The sequence below is a fragment of the Kitasatospora sp. NPDC086801 genome (assembly GCF_044745805.1).
GTDB lineage: Bacteria > Actinomycetota > Actinomycetes > Streptomycetales > Streptomycetaceae > Kitasatospora.
On record NZ_JBIVAX010000021.1, the window covers coordinates 113,178 to 131,583 of the forward strand.

The following is an 18,406-nucleotide window of genomic DNA, read 5'->3' on the forward strand; positions in this document are numbered from 1 at the left end:
CGGGCACGCGGTCCATCCGTTGGTGGGGGAATCCGGGCGGGTTCAGGGAGAATTCAGGGTTACCCCGAGTTCCGTCCCGCTCGGGGCGTCTCACCCGGCGTCCCGCCGTACGAGACGTCTTTGCCAGGTGCGACGCGCTGCTGCACAGTCGTCGTCCGAATCGCTCGCATCCGGAGGTACCGCTGATGACCGCCACCGACGAGGCCGGCCCGGTCGGCCCCTCCGCCCGGCTGCTCCAGCTGTTCGAAGGCCACCGACTGACCCCGACCCAGCGGCGGATCGCGCACTCGCTGGTCCGGCACGCCACCGAGGCGCCGTTCCTCTCCAGCGTCGAGGTCGCCGAACTCGCCGGGGTCAGCCAGCCGTCCGTCACCCGCTTCGCGGTCGCCCTCGGCTACGACGGCTACCCGGCGCTGCGCAAGCAGCTGCGCGAACTCGGCGCGGGCGAGACCGCCGCGCCGGAGACCCCCGACGACGCGGTGCGCAACGAGCACCAGCAGGCCGTGCTCGCCGAGATCGCCCACCTGCGCCACCTCGCCGAACTCCTCGCCGACCCCGAGCCGATCACCCGCGCCGCCCGGCTGCTCGCCACCTCCCGCCCGCTGCCGGTGCTCGGCCTGCGGGCCGCCTCCGCGCAGGCGCGCGGCTTCGCGTACTTCGCCGCCAAGGTGCACCCGGACATCCGCCTCCTCGACGAGGGCGGCAGCATGCTCGCCGACCGGCTGGAACAGGCCGCCGCGGCCGGGGCCACCGCGCTGCTCTGCTTCGCGCTGCCGCGCTACCCGCGGGAGCTGATGGACGCGCTGGTGGTGGCCCGCGAGTGCGGGCTGACGGTGCTGACCGTCGCCGACAGCGCCTTCGCGCCGGTCGCCAAGCTCTCCGATCTGATGCTGCCGGCGGCCGTCGGCACCGGGCTGGTCTTCGACACCGCGTGCGCGCCGATGATGCTCGGCCGGGTGCTGTTGCAGCGCATGTGTGACGAACTCCCGGGCGCGGAGGCCCGGTTGGAGGCCATCGAGCAGTCCGCCGCGGCACGTGGCCTGTTTTTGGAGTAGACACGGCGGGGAGTAGCCGTCACGAACCCGGGCATCCCCTACAGCAGGGGGTGCCGCCCATGCGCGTGATCCACGAGATGAAGTTCGTCGCCCGCCTGGCCTCGGGTGTCGACGAATGGTCCTGCCCCACCTGCGGACGCCGCGTCACCCTGCGGCGCCTGCCCGATCCCGAACTGACCGTCCTCGACCCGGGAGACGAGTCCGCCGTGCACGTCGGCGTCATCGAACCCGACGCCCGCGCCGCCGCCGCGGCCGCCGAGAAGTACGGCCTCGGCCCGATCCAGAACATCCCCCGCCCGCCGTCCCCGCCCGCCCCCGACGCCGACGACCGCCGCTGGCTCGCCGAGATCGGCATCGACTGGGACGGCGACGCCGCGGCGTGACTCAGGCGCGGGGTGCGTACAGCGGCAGTACGGAGGTGTCCAGCTCGGCGGGTAGCGGCGCGGGCAGCGGGACGGGCTCGCCGTACTTGCCGTGCAGCACTCCCTGGTACTCGCCGTCGCGGGGGTGGGTGCGAAGTGTCCAGACACCCTTGCGGGGGTCGACCGCGAGGAATGCTGGTTCTCCCACCGCGCGGGTAGGACGACCAGGTCGGGCGTCGCGTAGTCGTCCTCGTCGCCTGGAAAGGCGATGGATGCCGCCTCGTAAGCCCCGAGGCCGGGCAGCCGTGATCCGATCCGTTCGCGCAGCTGCCGCACGGTGCCGGCGTGCTTGCCTCGGCGGGGCGGAGACAGCAGCAGGGTGCCTCCGATGATCTCGACCCGCAGTCCGGTGCTCTGCTCGATCGCTTCTGCTGCGTGGCGGAGCTTGCCGGGGAGTAGGGGGATGGTCGCCATGGTGTCCTCTGCTGACCCGAGTGGCTGGTGTTTCCGGCCTCAGGGTACGGCTGGCGGGCGTACCGGCGCGGGCGCTGATCGGATGGGTTCGGGGTCTGGCCGGGAGCTGATTGTTTGGATATATTCAGTCGAGCTGAATCTGAATGAATCCATCCGCAGGAAGGCCGGGGACATGGTGCAGCAGCAGGCGAGCGGGCCGCGTGAGGTCAGGGCGGCGCGGGGGACGGGGCTGACGGCGCAGGGGTGGCAGCAGGAGGCGGCCCTGCGGATGCTGATGAACAACCTCGACCCGGAGGTCGCCGAGCACCCGTCGAAGCTGGTGGTCTACGGCGGGACGGGCAAGGCGGCGCGGGACTGGCGGTCGTTCGACGCCATGGTGAGGACGCTGGAGGGGCTGAAGCAGGACGAGACCATGCTGGTCCAGTCCGGGCGGCCGGTCGGCGTCATGCAGACCCACGAGTGGGCGCCACGGGTGCTGATCGCCAACTCCAACCTGGTCGGCGACTGGGCCAACTGGGAGGAGTTCCGCCGGTTGGAGAGCCTCGGGCTCACCATGTACGGGCAGATGACCGCCGGCTCGTGGATCTACATCGGCACCCAGGGCATCCTGCAAGGCACCTACGAGACCTTCTCGGCCGTCGCCAACAAGCGGTTCAACGGGACGCTGGAAGGCACCATCACCCTCACCGCCGGCCTCGGCGGGATGGGCGGCGCCCAGCCGCTGGCCGTCACCATGAACGGCGGCGTGGCGATCTGCATCGACTGCGACCCGTCCCGGATCGCCCGCCGGATCGAGCACCGCTACCTGGACGTCGAGGCCAAGGACCTCGGGCACGCGCTGGAGCTGGCCACCGCCGCCCGCGACAAGCGGCAGCCGCTGTCCATCGGCGTGCTGGGCAACGCCGCCGAGCTGGTCCCGCAGCTGCTCGCGATGGACGCGCCCATCGACATCGTCACCGACCAGACCAGCGCCCACGACCCGCTCGCCTACCTGCCGGTGGGCGTCGCCTTCGACGACATGGCGGACTACGCGGCGGCCAAGCCCGCCGAGTTCACCCAGCGGGCCCGCGAGTCGATGGCCCGGCACGTCGAGGCGATGGTCGGCTTCCAGGACGCGGGCGCCGAGGTCTTCGACTACGGCAACTCGATCCGCGGCGAGGCCCAACTGGCCGGTTACGACCGTGCGTTCGCCTTCCCCGGATTCGTCCCCGCGTACATCCGGCCGCTGTTCTGCGAGGGCAAGGGCCCGTTCCGCTGGGCGGCGCTGTCCGGCGACCCGCAGGACATCCACAAGACCGACAAGGCCGTCCTCGACCTCTTCCCGGAGAACGAGTCGCTGCACCGCTGGATCAAGATGGCCCAGGAGAAGGTGCACTTCCAGGGCCTGCCCGCGCGGATCTGCTGGCTCGGCTACGGCGAGCGCGACAAGGCTGGCGAGCGCTTCAACGACATGGTCGCCTCCGGCGAGCTGTCCGCGCCGATCGTGATCGGCCGCGACCACCTGGACTGCGGCTCGGTCGCCTCCCCGTACCGGGAGACCGAGGCGATGCTGGACGGCTCGGACGCGATCGCCGACTGGCCGCTGCTCAACGCCATGGTCAACGTGGCCTCCGGCGCGTCCTGGGTCTCCATCCACCACGGCGGCGGCGTCGGCATCGGCCGCTCGATCCACGCCGGCCAGGTCACCGTCGCCGACGGCACCGCGCTGGCCGGCGAGAAGATCCGCCGGGTGCTCACCAACGACCCGGGCATGGGCGTGATCCGGCACGTGGACGCCGGCTACGACCGGGCCACCGAGGTCGCCGCCGAGCGCGGGGTCCGCGTCCCGATGGGTGAGCTGTGACGTCCTCGTTCGAAGAGATGTGGGCGGAGCTGCTCCCCGTGGGCCGCTCCGCCGCCTCCGGCGGCTACCGCCGCTTCGCCTGGAACTCCGCCGACGCCGAGTGCCGGGCCTGGTTCGAGCAGCAGGCCCGTGACCGCGGCCTCGCCTACGAGCTGGACCGCAACGGCAACCAGTGGGCCTGGCTGGGCGATCCGAGCGCGGGCGGGGCGGTCGTCACCGGCTCGCACCTGGACTCCGTCCCGGACGGCGGTGCCTTCGACGGTCCGCTCGGCGTGGTCTCCTCCTTCGCGGCCCTGGACGAACTCCGCGCACGCGGGACCGAGTTCACCCGTCCGTTGGCGATCACCAACTTCGGCGACGAGGAGGGCGCCCGGTTCGGCGTGGCCTGCATCGGCTCCCGCCTCTCCGCCGGCGTGCTCTCCCGCGAGGCCGCGTACGAGCTGCGCGACGCCGACGGCGTCCGGCTGCCCGACGCGATGGAGCGGGCCGGCTACGACCCGGGCGCGATCGGCGCGGACGACGACCGGCTGGCCCGGATCGGCGCCTTCGTCGAACTCCACGTCGAGCAGGGCCGCCTCCTCGCCGAGGACCGGCCGGTCGGCGTGGCCAGCGCGATCTGGCCGCACGGCCGCTGGCGGTTCGACTTCCACGGCGAGGCCAACCACGCCGGCACCACCCGGATCGAGGACCGCCGCGACCCGATGCTGACGTACGCCAACACCGTGCTCGCGGCCCGCAAGAAGGCCCGGCAGGCGGGCGCGCTGGCCACCTTCGGCAAGGTCGCGGTCGAGCCCAACGGCACCAATGCGATCGCCTCGCTGGTACGCGGCTGGCTGGACTCCCGGGCCGCCGACGAGGCGACGCTCACCGCGCTGGTCGAGGAGATCGAGCAGGCCGCCGCCGAGCGCGGCGGGCGCGACGGCGTCCGGGTGGAGCTGACCCGCGAGTCCTACACCCCGGTGGTGGACTTCGACGGCCCGCTGCGCGACCGGCTCGCCAAGCTGCTGGACGCCCCGGTGCTGCCCACCGGCGCCGGACACGACGCCGGGATCCTGGCGTCGGCCGTCCCGACCGCCATGCTGTTCGTGCGCAACCCCAGCGGGGTGTCGCACTCCCCGGCCGAGCACGCCGAGGAGGCCGACTGCCTGGCCGGGGTCGCCGCCCTCGCCGACGTACTGGAGGACCTGGCGTGTCGCTGAACCCGTTGACCTCGGGGGCCGAGCCGGTGGCGTACTGGGCGCAGCACGCCTGGCTGCCGTACGACAACGGGCCGGTGGTCGAGCCGGACGTGCTGATCACCGTCGGCCCCGGCGGCCGGATCACCGCGGTGACCCCGGACAGCGGGCCCTGCCCGCCCGGGGCCGTCCGCCTCGACGGGCTGCTGCTGCCCGGCCAGGCGAACGCCCACTCGCACGCCTTCCACCGGGCGCTGCGCGGCCACGTCCAGGTCGGCTCCGGCACCTTCTGGACCTGGCGCGACACCATGTACCGGTTCGCTGGGGCGCTCGACCCGGACCGCTACCTGGCGCTCGCCACCGCCGTCTACGCCGAGATGGCGCTGGCCGGGGTCACCGCCGTCGGCGAGTTCCACTACCTGCACCACGCCCCCGGCGGCGCCCGCTACGACGACCCCAACGCGATGGGCGAGGCGCTGATCGAGGCCGCCGCCCGGGCCGGCATCCGGATCACCCTGCTCGACACCTGCTACCTGTCGGCCGGCTTCGGCGCCGAGCCGACCAGACCGCAGCAGCGGTTCAGCGACGGCGACGCCGAGGCCTGGGCCGTACGGGCGGACGCGCTCAAGCCCCGCGAGCACGCCCGGATCGGCGCCGCCGTCCACTCGGTGCGGGCCGTCCCGGCCGAGCAACTGGGCACCGTCGCGCAGTGGGCGGCGGCGCGCGAGGCGCCGCTGCACGTCCACCTGTCCGAGCAGACCGCCGAGAACGACGCCTGCCTCGCCGCGCACGGCGTCACCCCGACCCGGCTGCTCGCCGACCACGGCGTGCTCGGCCCGCGCACCTCGGCCGTGCACGCCACCCACCTCACCGACGAGGACGTCCGGCTGCTCACCGACACCTCCACCACCATCTGCATGTGCCCCACCACCGAGCGGGACCTCGCGGACGGCATCGGCCCGGCCCGTCGGCTCGCCTCGGCGGGCTGCCCGGTCACCCTGGGCAGCGACAGCCACGCCGTCATCGACCCGTTCGAGGAGGCCCGCGCCCTGGAGCTGGACGAGCGGCTGCGCACCCGCACCCGCGGGCACTGGACGGCCAACCTGCTGCTGCGGGCCGGCACCGAGGACGGGCACGCCTCGCTCGGCTGGCCGGAGGCGGGGCGGGTCGAGGCCGGTGCGCTCGCCGACTTCACCGTCATCGCCCTGGACTCGGTGCGCACCGCGGGCCCGCCGCCCCGGCTCGGCGCCGAGACCGCCGTCTTCGCGGCCTCGGCGGCCGACGTGCGGCACGTCGTGGTCGGCGGCCGGCAGATCGTCCGGGACGGCGTGCACCAGCTCGTCGCGGACGTGCCGGGCGCGCTGCGGGACTCGATCGGCGCCCTGGACCACTGAGTCGTTCTCCAACTTCCCCCGGAAGGCTTCGTCTTGAGCAGCAGGACCACCTTGATCACGGGCATCGGCAGCCTGGTCACCAACGACCCCGGGCACGGCACCGGGCCGCTCGGCCTGCTCACCGACGCGGCCGTGGTGCTGGACGGCGGCACCGTCGCCTGGGTCGGCCCGGCGGCGCAGGCCCCGGCAGCGGACGAGCGCTTCGACGCCGAGGGGCGGGCGCTGCTGCCCGGCTTCGTCGACTCGCACGCCCACCTGGTGTTCGCGGGCGACCGGACCGCCGAGTTCAACGCCCGGATGTCCGGGCAGTCCTACTCGGCCGGCGGCATCCGCACCACGGTGGCGGCCACCCGGGCCGCGAGCGACGCCGAACTCGACGCCAACCTGGCCCGGTTCGTCCGGGAGGCGCTGCGGCAGGGCACCACCACGATCGAGTGCAAGTCCGGTTACGGGCTGACGGTCGAGGACGAGGCCCGGGCGCTGCGGATCGCCGCGCGGCACACCCCGGAGACCACCTACCTGGGCGCGCACGTCGTCGCGCCCGAGTACGCCGAGGACCCGGCCGGGTACGTCGACCTGGTCACCGGCGAGATGCTGGACGCCTGCGCCCCGCACGCCCGCTGGGTGGACGTGTTCTGCGAGCAGGGCGCCTTCGACGGCGACCAGGCGCGGGCTGTTCTGACGGCGGGGATCGAGAAGGGCCTCACGCCGCGAGTGCACGCCAACCAGCTCACGTACGGGCCCGGCGTGCAGCTCGCGGTGGAGCTGGGGGCCGCTTCGGCGGACCACTGCACCCACCTGACCGACGAGGACGTGGCGGCGCTGGCGGGGTCGGCGACGGTCGCGACGCTGCTGCCGGGTGCGGAGTTCTCCACCCGCGCCGAGTACCCGAGCGGGCGGCGGCTGCTCGACGCGGGGGCCGTGGTGGCACTCTCCACCGACTGCAACCCGGGCTCCAGCTTCACCAGTTCGATGGCGTTCTGCATCGCGGTCGCGGTCCGGGAGATGGGGATGACGCCGGACGAGGCGGTGTGGGCGGCCACGGCCGGCGGCGCCCACGCGCTGCGTCGCGGCGACGTCGGGACGGTCGCGGTCGGCTCCCGGGCGGACCTGCTGCTGCTGGACGCGCCCTCGCACGTCCACCTGGCCTACCGCCCGGGCGTGCCGCTGACGGCGGCGGTCTGGCGCGCGGGCGTCCGGGAGGTCTGAGTCCGGGGACCGTAGACGGCCCCCGCGCCCCCGGGGGCCGTCCTGCTCAGGTGGCGGCGGAAGGGCCAGCAGGCCCCGATGCCAACTTCTTCCGGGGTCATCAGGGCTGACGGTAGGCGCAGACAAGCAGGGTGTCGGCAGCGCGTGCACCCGGTACGGCAGGAGGGAGCCGGTCGACACTGATCTTCGTGAACCCCGACTCGTCCAACAGCTTCGTCCAGACGGTCTCCTGGAGAACCCAGCGGTGCATGGTTGCCGGGGCGCCGTCCGTGGTGCGGGCCGGAACGTCGGCGTGCTGGACGTCCGGTTCAGCGGGGGCACCACCGAGGTAGTGGCCCAGAGTGGAGGCGGCCAGCAGTCCGCCGGGTCGAAGGGCGCGGGCAGCGGCCGGAAGCAGTCGGCGGGGGTCGGCGAAGTCGAGGCTGCCGAACACGGAGTAGAGCACGTCGTACTCGTCTGGATGCTCCTCCAGGTGCGCGGTCGCGTCGGCGCGTACCGTGCGCAGGTGCGGTGCGAGGTGGCCGTAGAGGTCGCAGGCCATCGCGTGCTGCGCGGGGGAGGCATCGACGGCATCGACCCGAGCCGGAGCGTAGTGGGTGACGAGGTGGGCGGCATGACGGGCGGCGCCCGCGCCGAGGTCGGCCACGACGAGGCCGGTGAAGTCCCCCAGCACCTCGACTCCTGGCCCGCCGTCCTGGGCCCAGACCCAGTGGAAGGCGCCGGGGACGGTCCGCTCGGTGTCGGCGCGGGCGCGGCCGTAGTGGTGCCAGAGGTCCGGCGCGACAGCTTGGGTACGAGAGGGGGTGGTCGTCACCCGGGTCATCCTCGCGCCCGGTGTGCGCCGGCGCAGGGGTTCGGGTGAACTCCACCCTTCCGGGTCGCGGTGGCCCCGGACTGAGCCTGGGGCCACCGCAACTATCCCGTCAGTGCGAGTCGTTGCCGGGGTGGCAGGGGCTGCACTTGGCGGCATCCGCCCACAGCGGCAGGTCCACGTCCCAACCGTCCGCTGCGATGAGCTGGGCGGTGCGCAGCACGGTGCCGTCGTCCTTGTACTCGACCTGTCAGCCGAAGCGCAGGACCTGGGTGCTGCCACCGGCCAAGACACGCTCGTAGTCGCACTCACCGTTGAGCGAGCGGTAGTTGATGACCGGATCGCCGGCTCGTACGAGGGTGGTTGCGCATCCGAGGCACCAGGGCTGTGGCGGGTGTACGTCGAGATCCTCGATCACTGCAGGAGCAGAGCACTGCGTGCAGTCCGCCATCGGATCCTCCCCGGGGTCAGGCCCAGGTGGAGCCGCACGCGGTGCAGCCCCATCGGCCGTCCATGGTCTGGTAGGTGGCGCTCGATCCGCAGACCGGGCAGGCGCGGGCACTCGGCTCGTCGGCCCGCTCCAGCAGGGTACTGGGCGTCGGGGCGGTGGCGGGCTCAGTCTCGGTGACGGGCTTGTCCAGCAGGACGCTGCTCATGACGTCTCCCTCAGGATGGAGTGGCAGAAGTGCGCCGGCCGGGCATCACCCAGGAAACCCGGCTGCGGGTCCAGACACGGATGCCGCCGGGGGCTCCCGCATGCCGTGTGCGTGCCCCGCACACCTCGTGCACGCCCTGTTTGGGGGCGCTGTCCTGTCGATACGGTGGACACTCCGCGCAGTCGAAAGGCAACGCCATGTCACGGCAACGTCAGCTCGGGGCGGTCATCAGGGCCGCTCGGTGTGCGCGGCGTATGACTCAGACCCAGCTGGGCCGGGCGTGTGGCTACTCCGCGTTCGCGATCAGCCGGGTTGAGGCGGGCGCGCTCCGGCCGGCCGAGCAGGCGCTTCTGCGGATCGCCCAGACGTTGGACCTGCCTCTTGACGCCATTGGGCTGGGCCGACCGGCTACGCTGGCACGGGATGTGACCCTGGATCAGGAGGACGCCATGCTCCGCAGGCAGCTGCTCGTGGCCGGCATGGCGGCAGCTGGGGTGTCCGCGCTTCCCTCCGCCTCGGTTGCTGCCGCGCGTCCGGACGCGTCGGCCCGGATCGTTGGGGCCCTGTACGAACCCGAACCGTCCGCACCCATGTCGTTGCAGCAGATCAAGGCGTCGCTGACCTCGGCGCGCGCACATTTCACGGCGGCGCGCTACCAGAACCTCAGCGACTTCCTGCCCGGTTTGTTGGGCTCGGCGCACGCGACCCGTGAGGCCTTGTCCGGCCGGTCCCGTGAGGAGGCCCATGCCTGTGTGGCCCGCGCCTGGGTGCTGGCGACGGAGCTCGCGCTGAAAGCTCACTCCGATGTCGCGTGGCCGGCAGCGGACCGGGCTTTGGCGGCGGCCCAGGCCAGCGGAGACCCGGTGGTGCACGGAGAGGCGGCTCGGGTTCTGGCGATCACGATGCGGCGTTCCGGACGCCCGGCCGCCGCCGTCGATCTCCTGCGTCGCACCGCACACTCGCTCTCGCAGGGCCAAGGCGACGTGTCCGGGGCTGTGGCGGCGACCCTGCTGATGACGGCCGCCTACACGGCTGCATGCGGACAGCGCCGAGGTGCGGCCCTCGACCTCATGGCGGGTGCCGAGGACGCCGTCGACCGTTTGACCAGCGCCAGGTTCCTGCCTGGCTCCCCGCTGTTCACGGTCGACGCCACCAGCGCCCAGGTGGACCTGTACTGGATCGGTGTACACACGGCGCTGGGCACCCCCGACGAGGGCGTGCCGTATGCGGCGCGGATCGCGCCAGGCCAGCTGCCGACCGCTGAGCGCCGGGCTCGGTACGGCACGGACTGTGCGCGCATGTGGCACCGCCTCGGCGCCCACCGCAAGACGTTCACGTTGCTGCGGTTCACCGAGCAGGTCGCCCCGGAGGAGGTGCGCCGGCCTGCTCTGCGGGCGCTCACAGCGGACCTGCTGTACGCGCCGGTCACGGTGCCCGGCGTGCGGGAGCTTGCGGCGCGCACAGGCGTCGCATAGGGATGACGGTCCCTGCGGGGTGGACGCTGGTGGCGAAATCGATCAGCGGCGTCCGGCGGCAACGGTCAAGAGTGCATCCTCTGGCCGCAGGTGGAACCCAGCTCTGCCGACTTGGACGCATTCTCCCTGCTGGCGGCCTCTTGCGGGGAGCAAGAGGCCGCCGGAACGATTCGTTCAGGGGGCGGTGGTGAGGTGGTCGAACTCGCCGGCCTTGGCGCCCCGGAGGAAGTCGGCGAGCTTGAGGCGGGTGGTGCGGACGATGACGTCGCCCTCATCGGACTCCCGGAGTTCGACCAGCCCGTCAAGCGCACGTATCTCGACGCAGTTGTTGGCCGCTTCACTGAAGCTGGACTTCTGCCACTCGGTGCTATTCATACTTGCCGTTCATTTCCTTCGTGATCGAGCGAATAAGATCTCGCGACTCGCGTTCCGGGAGCGCGACAGCTTCGATGCGCTCAAAGATTGCGCGGTATCCCGCCAGTTGGGCGGGCGAGTCGAAGATGTGGGACCCGTGCGACGAGTCAGCCTGGACCGTGTCCAGCTCGGGCACTGGTCCCTCCGCATAGATCAGATTCTCGCTGGGGCCAGGGAAGTCGGCCGTAGCAAAGGGCACGACTCGCAGTGAGACGCCGGGAAGATCGGAGTCGCTGACGAGTGCATCGAGCTGGTCTCTGAGCACCACAGGCCCGCCGTACTGGATGCGCAACGCCGCCTCGTGGATGAGCGCCATGTAAGGCGTTTCGCCGGACCGGATGATCTGTTGTCTCCGTAGGCGGAAGTTCACTCTGCGGCCGATCTCCCGATCCGGGAGAGGGGTGAAACCGCTCGCGAACACCGCAGTCGCATACGAGTTCGTCTGAAGTAGTCCCGGGATGATGCCAATGGTGAAGCTCTTGAGCCTCTTCGCGCGACCTTCGATTTCTGCCACATCGATCGGGGCGGCCGCGAGTGCCGCTCGATACTCGTCCCACCAGGCCGAGTCTCGCTCCCTGGCCATGTCGGCAAGCGCTTCGACCAAGGGCGCATTGGCGCACATGCAGGCCTCTGCGATCTCGTGCAGACGCGCCACGGTGACGGCTGATTTCCCGATCTCCATCTGACTCACCAGGGCGGGAGTCACGCCGAGTAGACGGGCGAGGTGGCTGCCGCCGAAGCCGACTTGCTCTCTCATCCTTCGCAGTTCGGCGCCGAGTCGTCGCTGACGGAGGGTGGGGACTCGAAGGGGCATGGCGTCCTCTCTGCCGGTGCAGAGGCCAGTGTGCCGCGCCGGGCGCCTGCGGATCCATCCGGACTTCTTCCCTCGTGAGGAGGAACCTTCTCCCGTTTGGCTTTAATTAAAGAGCGGATGCGCTACTGTCGTTTCTGGCTCGATCCGACGGATCGTCAGTAATGCCTGCATCCAGGGCAGTAGGCGCCTGCTGCCCTCCGCACGCCGAAGAGCAGCCGCCGCCCCGGCCTGGCTCACGGCGACGACCGTCACCACCTCTCCCCACGCCACAGCCTCACGGAGGTTCCCGTGTGCACCCGTAACACCCCCTCGCTCACCCTCTCCCGGCAGGCCCTGCGGGACGCCATGACCCGCAGCGGCTGGGACGCCGACGCCATCTTCAACGCCGAACTCGCCCTCTGCGAGCTCATCGTCAACGCCTGGCGGCACGGCGACACCCCCGCGCCCGTCGTCTGGTTCTCCGTCCTCGGCCGCACCCTCCGGGTCACCGTCTCCGACGAGAGCGACGCCCTCCCCCGGCAGCGAACCCCCGCCGATTTCGCCGAGTCCGGCCGGGGCCTCCAGCTCGTCGCCGGGCTCACCCGCCGCTGGGGCGTCGACCCGCAGAAGCGTGGCAAAACCATCTGGTACGAGCTGGAGCTGGACTCCCTCGCGTGACCCGCGACCCCGTCGTTCCGGAGGACTCCCGGATGCGCGACTACACCAAGCCCCACATCATGGACCTCCTGGGCGAGTTGCACAGGCGCGGCCTGCCGCGCGGGCTCCTCTGGGGATCCGCCTCGCCCGGCGAAACGACCCTCGACGGCCGCATCCTGATCGACTTCGGGAATGCGCCGGTCAGCACTCTGCTCAACCTCCTCCACCTGCTCCGCGACCTGGACGATGACGACGAGGGGTGGCGCCAGTGAAGCTCTTCATCGTCGCGGTCCTCCTCGCCCTCCTCGCCCTCGCGATCGCCACCGTAGCCCTCGGCGTCCTCGCGACCCTCAAGATGCCCCGCCCCGAGGAGCGCGACGAGCAGCGCTGAAACACGCGAAGGCCCTCGCCCACCCAGGGCGAGGGTCGCGCGGTTGCCCGCTCTGCGTCAGTCCGCCTGAAGCTCCTTCGCCACCTGCTCCGCCAACACGCGGGCGCCCTCAAGGCGCGGGTCCTCGGGATGCGCGTACGGCCCGAGGATCTTCGCCGCGACGAACAAGGTCATCAGCTTGCCGTCCCGGCTCGCGAAGTCGCCGCTCCGCTCGACGCGAACGCGATCGGCCAGCGCCGGTACGGCAAGCGACGCCGCCCACAGGGTGGCAGCGTCCAGGCCACGTGGGGCCATGCCCCAGTCCTCCCAGTCGAAGAGGCAGAACTCGGGCGCTGTCACGTTCGCCCAGTTCAGGTCCGCGTGCGCCGGACACCACCCGCTCACCGTGGCATCGACGTCCGGGAACACCTGACGGATCGTCTGAGCCACCAGCTCCTGGGTGATGGTCTCCGTGTCCGGCGTGGCGATCCGATTCGTCCGCTGGCCGGCGAGCGCATCGAGAGAGGCGTTCAGCTCCGACCACCATCCGGGCGGCAGCCGGGGCTCCTCGGCCACGACTGCGGACCCCGCTGGGGTGGATGGCAGCAGTTCGGTCTCGTCGGCCCGCCACATCACCGGCTCGGCCTCGTCCCGCCAGGCGAGGCCGGCCAGCCACGCGGGCTTCGCGATACCGTGCAGGGCCTCGGCGGAGGGGGTGCCGTCCCCGCCCTGGGCGCCGATCCGGTCGAGCCCCCGCCGCTCGATGCGTACCCACGTGCCACGCGCCGTGCCTGCTCCCACGGATCGGCGTTTGCGGACCACCGCTGCCCTGTCGAGTCGCGTCCCCAAGGCCGTCTCGACACGTCCCAGCACCTCGTCCACCGGTACCCGGCGCAGATCCGTCATCGGGCAACGGTAGCGATGCCCGGCGGGGTCGGAGCCGCTCCCCAAGGCCTGGTCCACAGGCAGATCGGCTTTCCTGCGCGGTCAGGTGGTCTCTATGCGGCGGGGACCAGGCTGCGGCGTCGGGTCGTACGGGCGCCGCTCAGCCCACGCCCAACGACCGCCGCAAGAACTCCAGTTCGTGCCGGAGCAGGTGCTCCACCACGGCCTCGTCGGTCGGCCGGTGGCCGGTGGCGCGCAGCGGCAGGACCTCGTGCGGGCGGCCGGCGGCGAGCAGGGCACTGGACAGCCGCAGGGCGTGGGCGGGGTGCACGTTGTCGTCCACGAGGCCCTGGATCAGAAGCAGCGGGCGGCTCAGCTTCGGCGCCTCGGCGATCAGTGAGCCGCTGTCGTAGTGCTCGGGGTGCTCGTCGGGGTGGCCGAGGAAGCGCTCCTGCCAGTGGGTGTCGTAGAGCCGCCAGTCGGTGGGGGCAGCTCCGGCCGACGCGGCGTGGAAGACGTCCGGGCGCCGCAACACGGCGAGCGCGGCGAGGTAGCCGCCGTAGGACCAGCCGCGGATGCCGACCCGGTCGAGGTCGAGCACTCCCGGCCGCAGCCGGGCCGTCTCCCACAGGCCCTCGATCTGGTCCTCCAGGGCGGGCCCGGCCTTGTCGCCGTAGACCGTCTTCTCCCAGTGCGGCCCGCGCCCCGGAGTGCCGCGGCCGTCCACCACCAGCACCGCGAAGCCCTGGTCGGCGAACCACTGCGACACCTGCTCGTGCCAGGCGCCGCCGGTGGTGGCCTTCTGCATCGCGGGCCCGCCGTACGGGTCGAGCAGGACGGGCAGCGGGGTGCCGCCGGGGCGGTGGCCGGTGGGCAGGAAGAGGTTGGCGCGCAGTTCGCGCGGGCCGAGGCGGAGCAGCTCGGGGCGTGCGGTGACGACGGGCGCTTCGGTGTACGAGGCGAGCGGCAGCGGCGGGCGGCCCTCCCGCAGGACGGTGGCGCGGCCGCCGGTGGTGAGGACCAGCGTGCCGCCGCGCTCGACGCCGCCGTGTACGCCGGGCCCGCTGCTCAGCCTTTGTACGCCGCATCCCGGTTCGTACGTCCACAGGTGGGTCTCGGTGGGCTCCTCGGAGGCGGTGAACAGCACCGTCTCGCCCTCCGTCCCGAGGACGGCCCGCAGCTGTAGCCCCGCAGGGGTGACCGGCTCACCGTCGACGGTCAGGTGCCGGGTGTCGCCGTCGTCGGCGGCGTCGACCAGCGCGCCGCCCGCCGTCCGCACCGGCAGGCCCGGGATCAGTTCGACCCACCGCGGGTCGGCCCGCTCGGCGAGCACCCGGGTGTCCCCGTTCGCCCCGATCGCCAACGTACGGACGGTGCGCTGGTCGCGGCTCTGCACGGCGGCGTACGGCCCGTGGTCGTCCCACCCGGCGGCGGTCAGGTACTCGAAGGAGGCGCGGTCCCAGTGGACCTCCGTACGGCCGCCGTCGAGGCCGAGCAGCCAGAGCGTGACCTCGGCGTTGGCGGTGCCGGCCAGCGGGTAGCGGATGACGCGCGGCGGCTGCCCCGGGTCGGTGGGGTCGGCGAGGAACCAGCGGGTGACCGTCCGGTTGTCGACCCGGGCGACCAGCAGGGCGGTGCCGTCGGGGGACCACCAGTGGCCGCGGGTGCGGTGCATCTCCTCGGAGGCGACGTGCTCGGCGAGGCCGTAGCCGACGTCCTCGGACTCCGGTTCGGCCAGCGCCCGGTCGCCCGTACCGTCCGCACCGGCCACCCGCAGGACGCCGCCGCTGACGTAGGCGATCCGGCGGCCGGTCGGGTCGAGGCGGGGATCCACCGGCTGCTCGGCGGAGGCGAGCGGGCGGAGCGAACCCGAGGCGGTGTCGGCCAGCCACAGCGTGCTGTCCAGCGCGAAGGCGGCGAGCCGACCGGTGGCGTCGGTGCTGTACGCGGCGATGCCGCCGGAGGCGCCCAGCGCGGCCGGGTCGGCGACCAGCCGTTCCCGGCCGGTGGCGGTGTCGAGCGCCCAGAGGCAGGCGAGCGGGTCGGTGCCGCCGCGGCTGCGCAGGAACAGGACGGCGGCGCCGTCGGCGGTGATGCCCGGGTGGGCGGGGGCGCCCAGGGTGAAGCACCGGGTGCGGGCGAGCTGGCGCGGTAACGGGTCGGTCGTCATGCCGGGCACTATAGGCACGGCCGGCGCGGCGCTGTCGAGGGGGAAACGGCCGGGGCCGCCGCGGATCTCAGGAATCCGCGGCGGCCCCGGAGCGGGCGGGCGTGAGCGTCAGTGGACGTCGCCCATGAGCGTGACGACCCGCTTGCGGTACATCGCCAGCGCGAGGCCGGCGACGATCGCCATGCCGCCCTGGACCGCGAAGTACCAGCTGCTGCCGACCACCTTGTCGCCCAGCACCAGCTGGAAGATGGCGGCCACGCAGTCACCGGCGGTGACTGCGAGGAACCAGACGCCGACCATCTGGCTGGCGTACTTGGCGGGCGCCAGCTTGGTGGTCACGGACAGGCCGACGGGGGAGAGGGCGAGCTCGCCGACGGTCTGGACCAGGTAGACCATGGCCAGCCACAGCGGGGTGACCTTGGTGTCGCCGGTGGCGGCGGCCATCGCCAGCATCATGACCATGAAGGAGGCGCCGATCATCAGCAGACCGAAGGCGAACTTCATGGTGGTGCTGGGGTTCTTCGACCGGCGGGCCAGGGCGACCCAGAGCCAGGCGAAGACCGGGGCCAGCGCCATGATGTACAGCGGGTTGAGCGACTGGAACCAGCTGGACGGGAAGTTGATCCCGAACAGCGTCGAGGCGGTGTGGTCCTTGGCGAAGACGTTCAGCGTCGAGCCGGACTGGTCGTAGATCATCCAGAACACGGCGGCGGCGACGAAGAACCAGATGTAGCCGCTCATCTTGGACTGCTCGTCGGCGCTGAGGTCCTTGTCGCGCTTCACCTTGGCGAACACGAAGAAGGGGATCGCCAGGCCGGCGATGGACAGCGGCCAGACGGCCCAGTCGATGGTGAAGTGGCCGGTGGAGACGACGATGCCGTAGAAGACGACCGCCGCGGCCAGCCAGATGCCGGCCTTGCGGAAGATCTTGCGCTTCTCGTCCGCGCCGATGGGCGAGGTCACGATGTCGCTGGTGGGGCTCAGGTGGCGGGTGCCCAGCAGGAACTGGAGCAGGCCGAGCGCCATGCCGATGCCGGCCAGGGCGAAGCCCAGGTGCCAGTCGACCTTCTGGCCGACGGTGCCGACCACCAGCGGGGCGAAGAACGCGCCGAGGTTGACGCCCATGTAGAAGATCGTGAAGCCGCCGTCGCGGCGCGGGTCGTTCGGGCCGTCGTAGAGGTGGCCGACCATCGTGGAGATGTTGGCCTTGAGCAGGCCGGAGCCCACCGCGATGCAGACCAGACCGGCGAAGAACGCGCCGGTGAACGGCACGGCCAGCAGGAAGTGGCCGAGCATGATGATCGTGCCGCCGATGGCGACCGTCTTGCGGGCGCCGAGGAAGCGGTCGGCGATCCAGCCGCCCGGGAGGGCCAGCAGGTAGACCATGGCCGTGTAGACGCTGTACACGGCGCCGGCGGTCGCCAGCTTCATGCCGAGGCCGCCGTCCGTGACGGAGGCGGTCATGTAGAGCACCAGCAGGGCGCGCATGCCGTAGTAGCTGAAGCGCTCCCACATCTCGCTCAGGAAGAGCGTGGCGAGCCCTCGGGGGTGACCGAGGAAGGTCTTGCCGCTGGGCGAGGCCGGGGTGAGGCCGGCTTCCAGGGTGGTAGACGCCATGAGTAGGGGTTCCTTGCCTGACAGCGTCCGCCAAGGGGGGTGGCGGCGGACGTGGACGGAACCACTCTACGTGGCGATATTTAGCGTTATCAGATGACAAAAGCCACGAATCAGGTATGGGAATGGCAAAGTCCGTGACAGATCTGCCCGATCTATCCATGGTAGGCGGGCAAATCTTCCTTCAATTTCAAGACGGAAGGCCGGATTCTTCGCCGAACGGGCGGCAGGCGGCGGCGCGTTGGGCCTGAAGGGGCTCCTGTGTAACGATCACGCTCTGTGAACTACCTCACAAGGCAGTCCGGCATACCCGGGCGGACTACCATCACCACATGACCTGTGTGCTGCTCGCCGAGGACGATCCGGCGATCTCCGAACCGCTCGCCCGAGCCCTGCGACGTGAGGGCTATGAGGTGCTCGTCCGCGAGGACGGTCCGACCGCACTGGCCGCCGGCCTGACCGAGGAGGTCGACCTCGTCGTCCTCGACCTCGGCCTGCCCGAGATGGACGGCCTGGAGGTCTGCCGCCGCCTGCGCGCCGACGGCAAGAGCTGCCCCGTCCTGGTGCTCACCGCCCGCGCGGACGAGGTGGACACCGTGGTCGGCCTCGACGCCGGTGCCGACGACTACGTGACCAAGCCCTTCCGTCTGGCCGAACTGCTCGCCCGCGTCCGAGCCCTGCTCCGGCGCGGCAACGTCGACCAGCTCACCACCGGCGCGCACGGGGTGAAGATCGACATCGAGTCCCACCGCGCCTGGCTCGGCGAGGAGGAGCTCACCCTCTCCGCCAAGGAGTTCGAGCTGCTGCGCGTCCTCGTCCGGGACGCCGGCCGGGTGGTCACCCGCGAGGAGATCATGCGGCAGGTCTGGGACACCACCTGGTGGACCTCGACCAAGACCCTGGACATGCACATCTCCTGGCTCCGCAAGAAGCTCGGCGACGACGCGGCGAACCCGCGCTACATCGCCACCGTGCGCGGAGTGGGGTTCCGGTTCGAGAAGAATTAGCCCCGTACGGAGAACGCGGCCGGGAGTCGGCCGATGAAGCGG

At 71.8% G+C, this 18,406-nt stretch carries 20 protein-coding genes; 11 read left to right on the forward strand and 9 right to left on the reverse strand.

Features of this window, described 5'->3' with window-relative positions; all coding sequences use genetic code 11:
• Window positions 1–185 precede the first annotated feature (185 nt).
• Complete coding sequence (locus tag ACIPLC_RS22355) at window positions 186–1,055, forward strand: MurR/RpiR family transcriptional regulator (RefSeq protein ID WP_400474750.1); 870 nt, start codon at window positions 186–188, stop codon at window positions 1,053–1,055.
• Between the two features lie 59 nt (window positions 1,056–1,114).
• The gene (locus ACIPLC_RS22360; protein WP_400474751.1) at window positions 1,115–1,438 is read left to right on the forward strand and encodes a hypothetical protein; all 324 of its coding nucleotides are present in this window, start codon (window positions 1,115–1,117) and stop codon (window positions 1,436–1,438) included.
• A gap of 1 nt (window position 1,439) precedes the next feature.
• Here the strand turns inward: ACIPLC_RS22360 and ACIPLC_RS22365 are convergent, their stop codons facing one another.
• Window positions 1,440–1,625: a hypothetical protein gene (locus ACIPLC_RS22365; RefSeq protein ID WP_400474752.1), complete on the reverse strand. Its 186-nt coding sequence runs from the start codon at window positions 1,623–1,625 to the stop codon at window positions 1,440–1,442.
• 438 nt (window positions 1,626–2,063) lie between these two features.
• Between ACIPLC_RS22365 and hutU the strand changes: the two genes are divergently transcribed.
• Genes hutU through hutI form a run of 4 tightly spaced genes read left to right on the forward strand, consistent with a single transcriptional unit; the run spans window position 2,064 to window position 7,512 of the window.
• On the forward strand, window positions 2,064–3,734 hold the full coding sequence (hutU, locus tag ACIPLC_RS22370; protein WP_400474753.1) for a urocanate hydratase: 1,671 nt from the start codon (window positions 2,064–2,066) through the stop codon (window positions 3,732–3,734).
• Window positions 3,735–3,751: 17 nt separating this feature from the next.
• The gene (locus ACIPLC_RS22375) at window positions 3,752–4,933 is read left to right on the forward strand and encodes an allantoate amidohydrolase (RefSeq protein WP_400474773.1); all 1,182 of its coding nucleotides are present in this window, start codon (window positions 3,752–3,754) and stop codon (window positions 4,931–4,933) included.
• Window positions 4,924–6,303 (forward strand): formimidoylglutamate deiminase, encoded by a 1,380-nt coding sequence (locus ACIPLC_RS22380; RefSeq protein WP_400474754.1) that lies wholly within the window; start codon window positions 4,924–4,926, stop codon window positions 6,301–6,303. The genes ACIPLC_RS22375 and ACIPLC_RS22380 overlap by 10 nt, the downstream gene beginning before the upstream one ends.
• A 33-nt stretch (window positions 6,304–6,336) precedes the next feature.
• On the forward strand, window positions 6,337–7,512 hold the full coding sequence (gene hutI / locus ACIPLC_RS22385; protein WP_400474755.1) for an imidazolonepropionase: 1,176 nt from the start codon (window positions 6,337–6,339) through the stop codon (window positions 7,510–7,512).
• 100 nt (window positions 7,513–7,612) lie between these two features.
• Here the strand turns inward: hutI and ACIPLC_RS22390 are convergent, their stop codons facing one another.
• The 3 genes from ACIPLC_RS22390 to ACIPLC_RS22400 all read right to left on the reverse strand — a co-directional run bounded on the left by ACIPLC_RS22390 (window position 7,613) and on the right by ACIPLC_RS22400 (window position 8,979).
• Window positions 7,613–8,335 (reverse strand): class I SAM-dependent methyltransferase, encoded by a 723-nt coding sequence (locus tag ACIPLC_RS22390; protein ID WP_400474756.1) that lies wholly within the window; start codon window positions 8,333–8,335, stop codon window positions 7,613–7,615.
• A gap of 238 nt (window positions 8,336–8,573) precedes the next feature.
• A complete protein-coding gene (locus ACIPLC_RS22395; RefSeq protein WP_363588048.1) occupies window positions 8,574–8,741 on the reverse strand; it encodes a hypothetical protein in 168 nt (55 codons plus the stop codon).
• 49 nt (window positions 8,742–8,790) lie between these two features.
• Window positions 8,791–8,979: a transposase gene (locus ACIPLC_RS22400; RefSeq protein WP_363624643.1), complete on the reverse strand. Its 189-nt coding sequence runs from the start codon at window positions 8,977–8,979 to the stop codon at window positions 8,791–8,793.
• A 254-nt stretch (window positions 8,980–9,233) separates the two neighbouring features.
• Here ACIPLC_RS22400 and ACIPLC_RS22405 point away from each other — a divergent pair, with 254 nt between their 5' ends.
• Window positions 9,234–10,454 (forward strand): helix-turn-helix domain-containing protein, encoded by a 1,221-nt coding sequence (locus tag ACIPLC_RS22405; protein ID WP_400474757.1) that lies wholly within the window; start codon window positions 9,234–9,236, stop codon window positions 10,452–10,454.
• A 174-nt stretch (window positions 10,455–10,628) separates the two neighbouring features.
• On the opposite strand, the gene ACIPLC_RS22410 is transcribed toward ACIPLC_RS22405, so the two are convergent.
• Both ACIPLC_RS22410 and ACIPLC_RS22415 read right to left on the reverse strand, forming a co-directional pair.
• Complete coding sequence (locus ACIPLC_RS22410; protein ID WP_363624647.1) at window positions 10,629–10,829, reverse strand: DUF397 domain-containing protein; 201 nt, start codon at window positions 10,827–10,829, stop codon at window positions 10,629–10,631.
• Window positions 10,822–11,682, reverse strand: coding sequence for a helix-turn-helix domain-containing protein (locus tag ACIPLC_RS22415; RefSeq protein WP_400474758.1), 861 nt, complete (start codon window positions 11,680–11,682; stop codon window positions 10,822–10,824). Before ACIPLC_RS22415 ends, ACIPLC_RS22410 begins: the two co-directional genes overlap by 8 nt.
• 288 nt (window positions 11,683–11,970) lie before the next feature.
• On the opposite strand from ACIPLC_RS22415, the gene ACIPLC_RS22420 reads away from it, so the two are divergent.
• Genes ACIPLC_RS22420 through ACIPLC_RS22430 form a run of 3 tightly spaced genes read left to right on the forward strand, consistent with a single transcriptional unit; the run spans window position 11,971 to window position 12,709 of the window.
• Complete coding sequence (locus ACIPLC_RS22420; RefSeq protein WP_350877349.1) at window positions 11,971–12,339, forward strand: ATP-binding protein; 369 nt, start codon at window positions 11,971–11,973, stop codon at window positions 12,337–12,339.
• Complete coding sequence (locus tag ACIPLC_RS22425; RefSeq protein WP_400474759.1) at window positions 12,336–12,590, forward strand: hypothetical protein; 255 nt, start codon at window positions 12,336–12,338, stop codon at window positions 12,588–12,590. Before ACIPLC_RS22420 ends, ACIPLC_RS22425 begins: the two co-directional genes overlap by 4 nt.
• The gene (locus tag ACIPLC_RS22430; protein WP_363624651.1) at window positions 12,587–12,709 is read left to right on the forward strand and encodes a hypothetical protein; all 123 of its coding nucleotides are present in this window, start codon (window positions 12,587–12,589) and stop codon (window positions 12,707–12,709) included. Before ACIPLC_RS22425 ends, ACIPLC_RS22430 begins: the two co-directional genes overlap by 4 nt.
• A gap of 57 nt (window positions 12,710–12,766) precedes the next feature.
• Here the strand turns inward: ACIPLC_RS22430 and ACIPLC_RS22435 are convergent, their stop codons facing one another.
• The 3 genes from ACIPLC_RS22435 to ACIPLC_RS22445 all read right to left on the reverse strand — a co-directional run bounded on the left by ACIPLC_RS22435 (window position 12,767) and on the right by ACIPLC_RS22445 (window position 17,360).
• Window positions 12,767–13,594, reverse strand: coding sequence for a hypothetical protein (locus tag ACIPLC_RS22435; RefSeq protein ID WP_363588038.1), 828 nt, complete (start codon window positions 13,592–13,594; stop codon window positions 12,767–12,769).
• 139 nt (window positions 13,595–13,733) lie between these two features.
• On the reverse strand, window positions 13,734–15,743 hold the full coding sequence (locus ACIPLC_RS22440) for a prolyl oligopeptidase family serine peptidase (protein ID WP_400474760.1): 2,010 nt from the start codon (window positions 15,741–15,743) through the stop codon (window positions 13,734–13,736).
• A 108-nt stretch (window positions 15,744–15,851) separates the two neighbouring features.
• Window positions 15,852–17,360: an oligopeptide:H+ symporter gene (locus tag ACIPLC_RS22445; protein WP_363588034.1), complete on the reverse strand. Its 1,509-nt coding sequence runs from the start codon at window positions 17,358–17,360 to the stop codon at window positions 15,852–15,854.
• Window positions 17,361–17,689: 329 nt separating this feature from the next.
• Here ACIPLC_RS22445 and ACIPLC_RS22450 point away from each other — a divergent pair, with 329 nt between their 5' ends.
• Window positions 17,690–18,364: a response regulator transcription factor gene (locus ACIPLC_RS22450; protein WP_030290974.1), complete on the forward strand. Its 675-nt coding sequence runs from the start codon at window positions 17,690–17,692 to the stop codon at window positions 18,362–18,364.
• Window positions 18,365–18,406: the final 42 nt, after the last annotated feature.

What these genes read in the sequence shown, in the direction of transcription:
- ACIPLC_RS22445 (WP_363588034.1), bottom strand. Translation starts at nt 17,360, where the DNA reads ATGGCGTCTACCACCCTGGAAGCCGGCCTCACCCCGGCCTCGCCCAGC.
- ACIPLC_RS22405 (WP_400474757.1), top strand. Translation starts at nt 9,234, where the DNA reads ATGACTCAGACCCAGCTGGGCCGGGCGTGTGGCTACTCCGCGTTCGCG.
- ACIPLC_RS22390 (WP_400474756.1), bottom strand. Translation starts at nt 8,335, where the DNA reads ATGACCCGGGTGACGACCACCCCCTCTCGTACCCAAGCTGTCGCGCCG.
- ACIPLC_RS22435 (WP_363588038.1), bottom strand. Translation starts at nt 13,594, where the DNA reads ATGACGGATCTGCGCCGGGTACCGGTGGACGAGGTGCTGGGACGTGTC.
- ACIPLC_RS22375 (WP_400474773.1), top strand. Translation starts at nt 3,752, where the DNA reads ATGTGGGCGGAGCTGCTCCCCGTGGGCCGCTCCGCCGCCTCCGGCGGC.
- hutU (WP_400474753.1), top strand. Translation starts at nt 2,064, where the DNA reads ATGGTGCAGCAGCAGGCGAGCGGGCCGCGTGAGGTCAGGGCGGCGCGG.
- ACIPLC_RS22410 (WP_363624647.1), bottom strand. Translation starts at nt 10,829, where the DNA reads ATGAATAGCACCGAGTGGCAGAAGTCCAGCTTCAGTGAAGCGGCCAAC.
- ACIPLC_RS22415 (WP_400474758.1), bottom strand. Translation starts at nt 11,682, where the DNA reads ATGCCCCTTCGAGTCCCCACCCTCCGTCAGCGACGACTCGGCGCCGAA.
- ACIPLC_RS22450 (WP_030290974.1), top strand. Translation starts at nt 17,690, where the DNA reads ATGACCTGTGTGCTGCTCGCCGAGGACGATCCGGCGATCTCCGAACCG.
- ACIPLC_RS22355 (WP_400474750.1), top strand. Translation starts at nt 186, where the DNA reads ATGACCGCCACCGACGAGGCCGGCCCGGTCGGCCCCTCCGCCCGGCTG.
- ACIPLC_RS22440 (WP_400474760.1), bottom strand. Translation starts at nt 15,743, where the DNA reads ATGACGACCGACCCGTTACCGCGCCAGCTCGCCCGCACCCGGTGCTTC.
- ACIPLC_RS22400 (WP_363624643.1), bottom strand. Translation starts at nt 8,979, where the DNA reads ATGAGCAGCGTCCTGCTGGACAAGCCCGTCACCGAGACTGAGCCCGCC.
- ACIPLC_RS22360 (WP_400474751.1), top strand. Translation starts at nt 1,115, where the DNA reads ATGCGCGTGATCCACGAGATGAAGTTCGTCGCCCGCCTGGCCTCGGGT.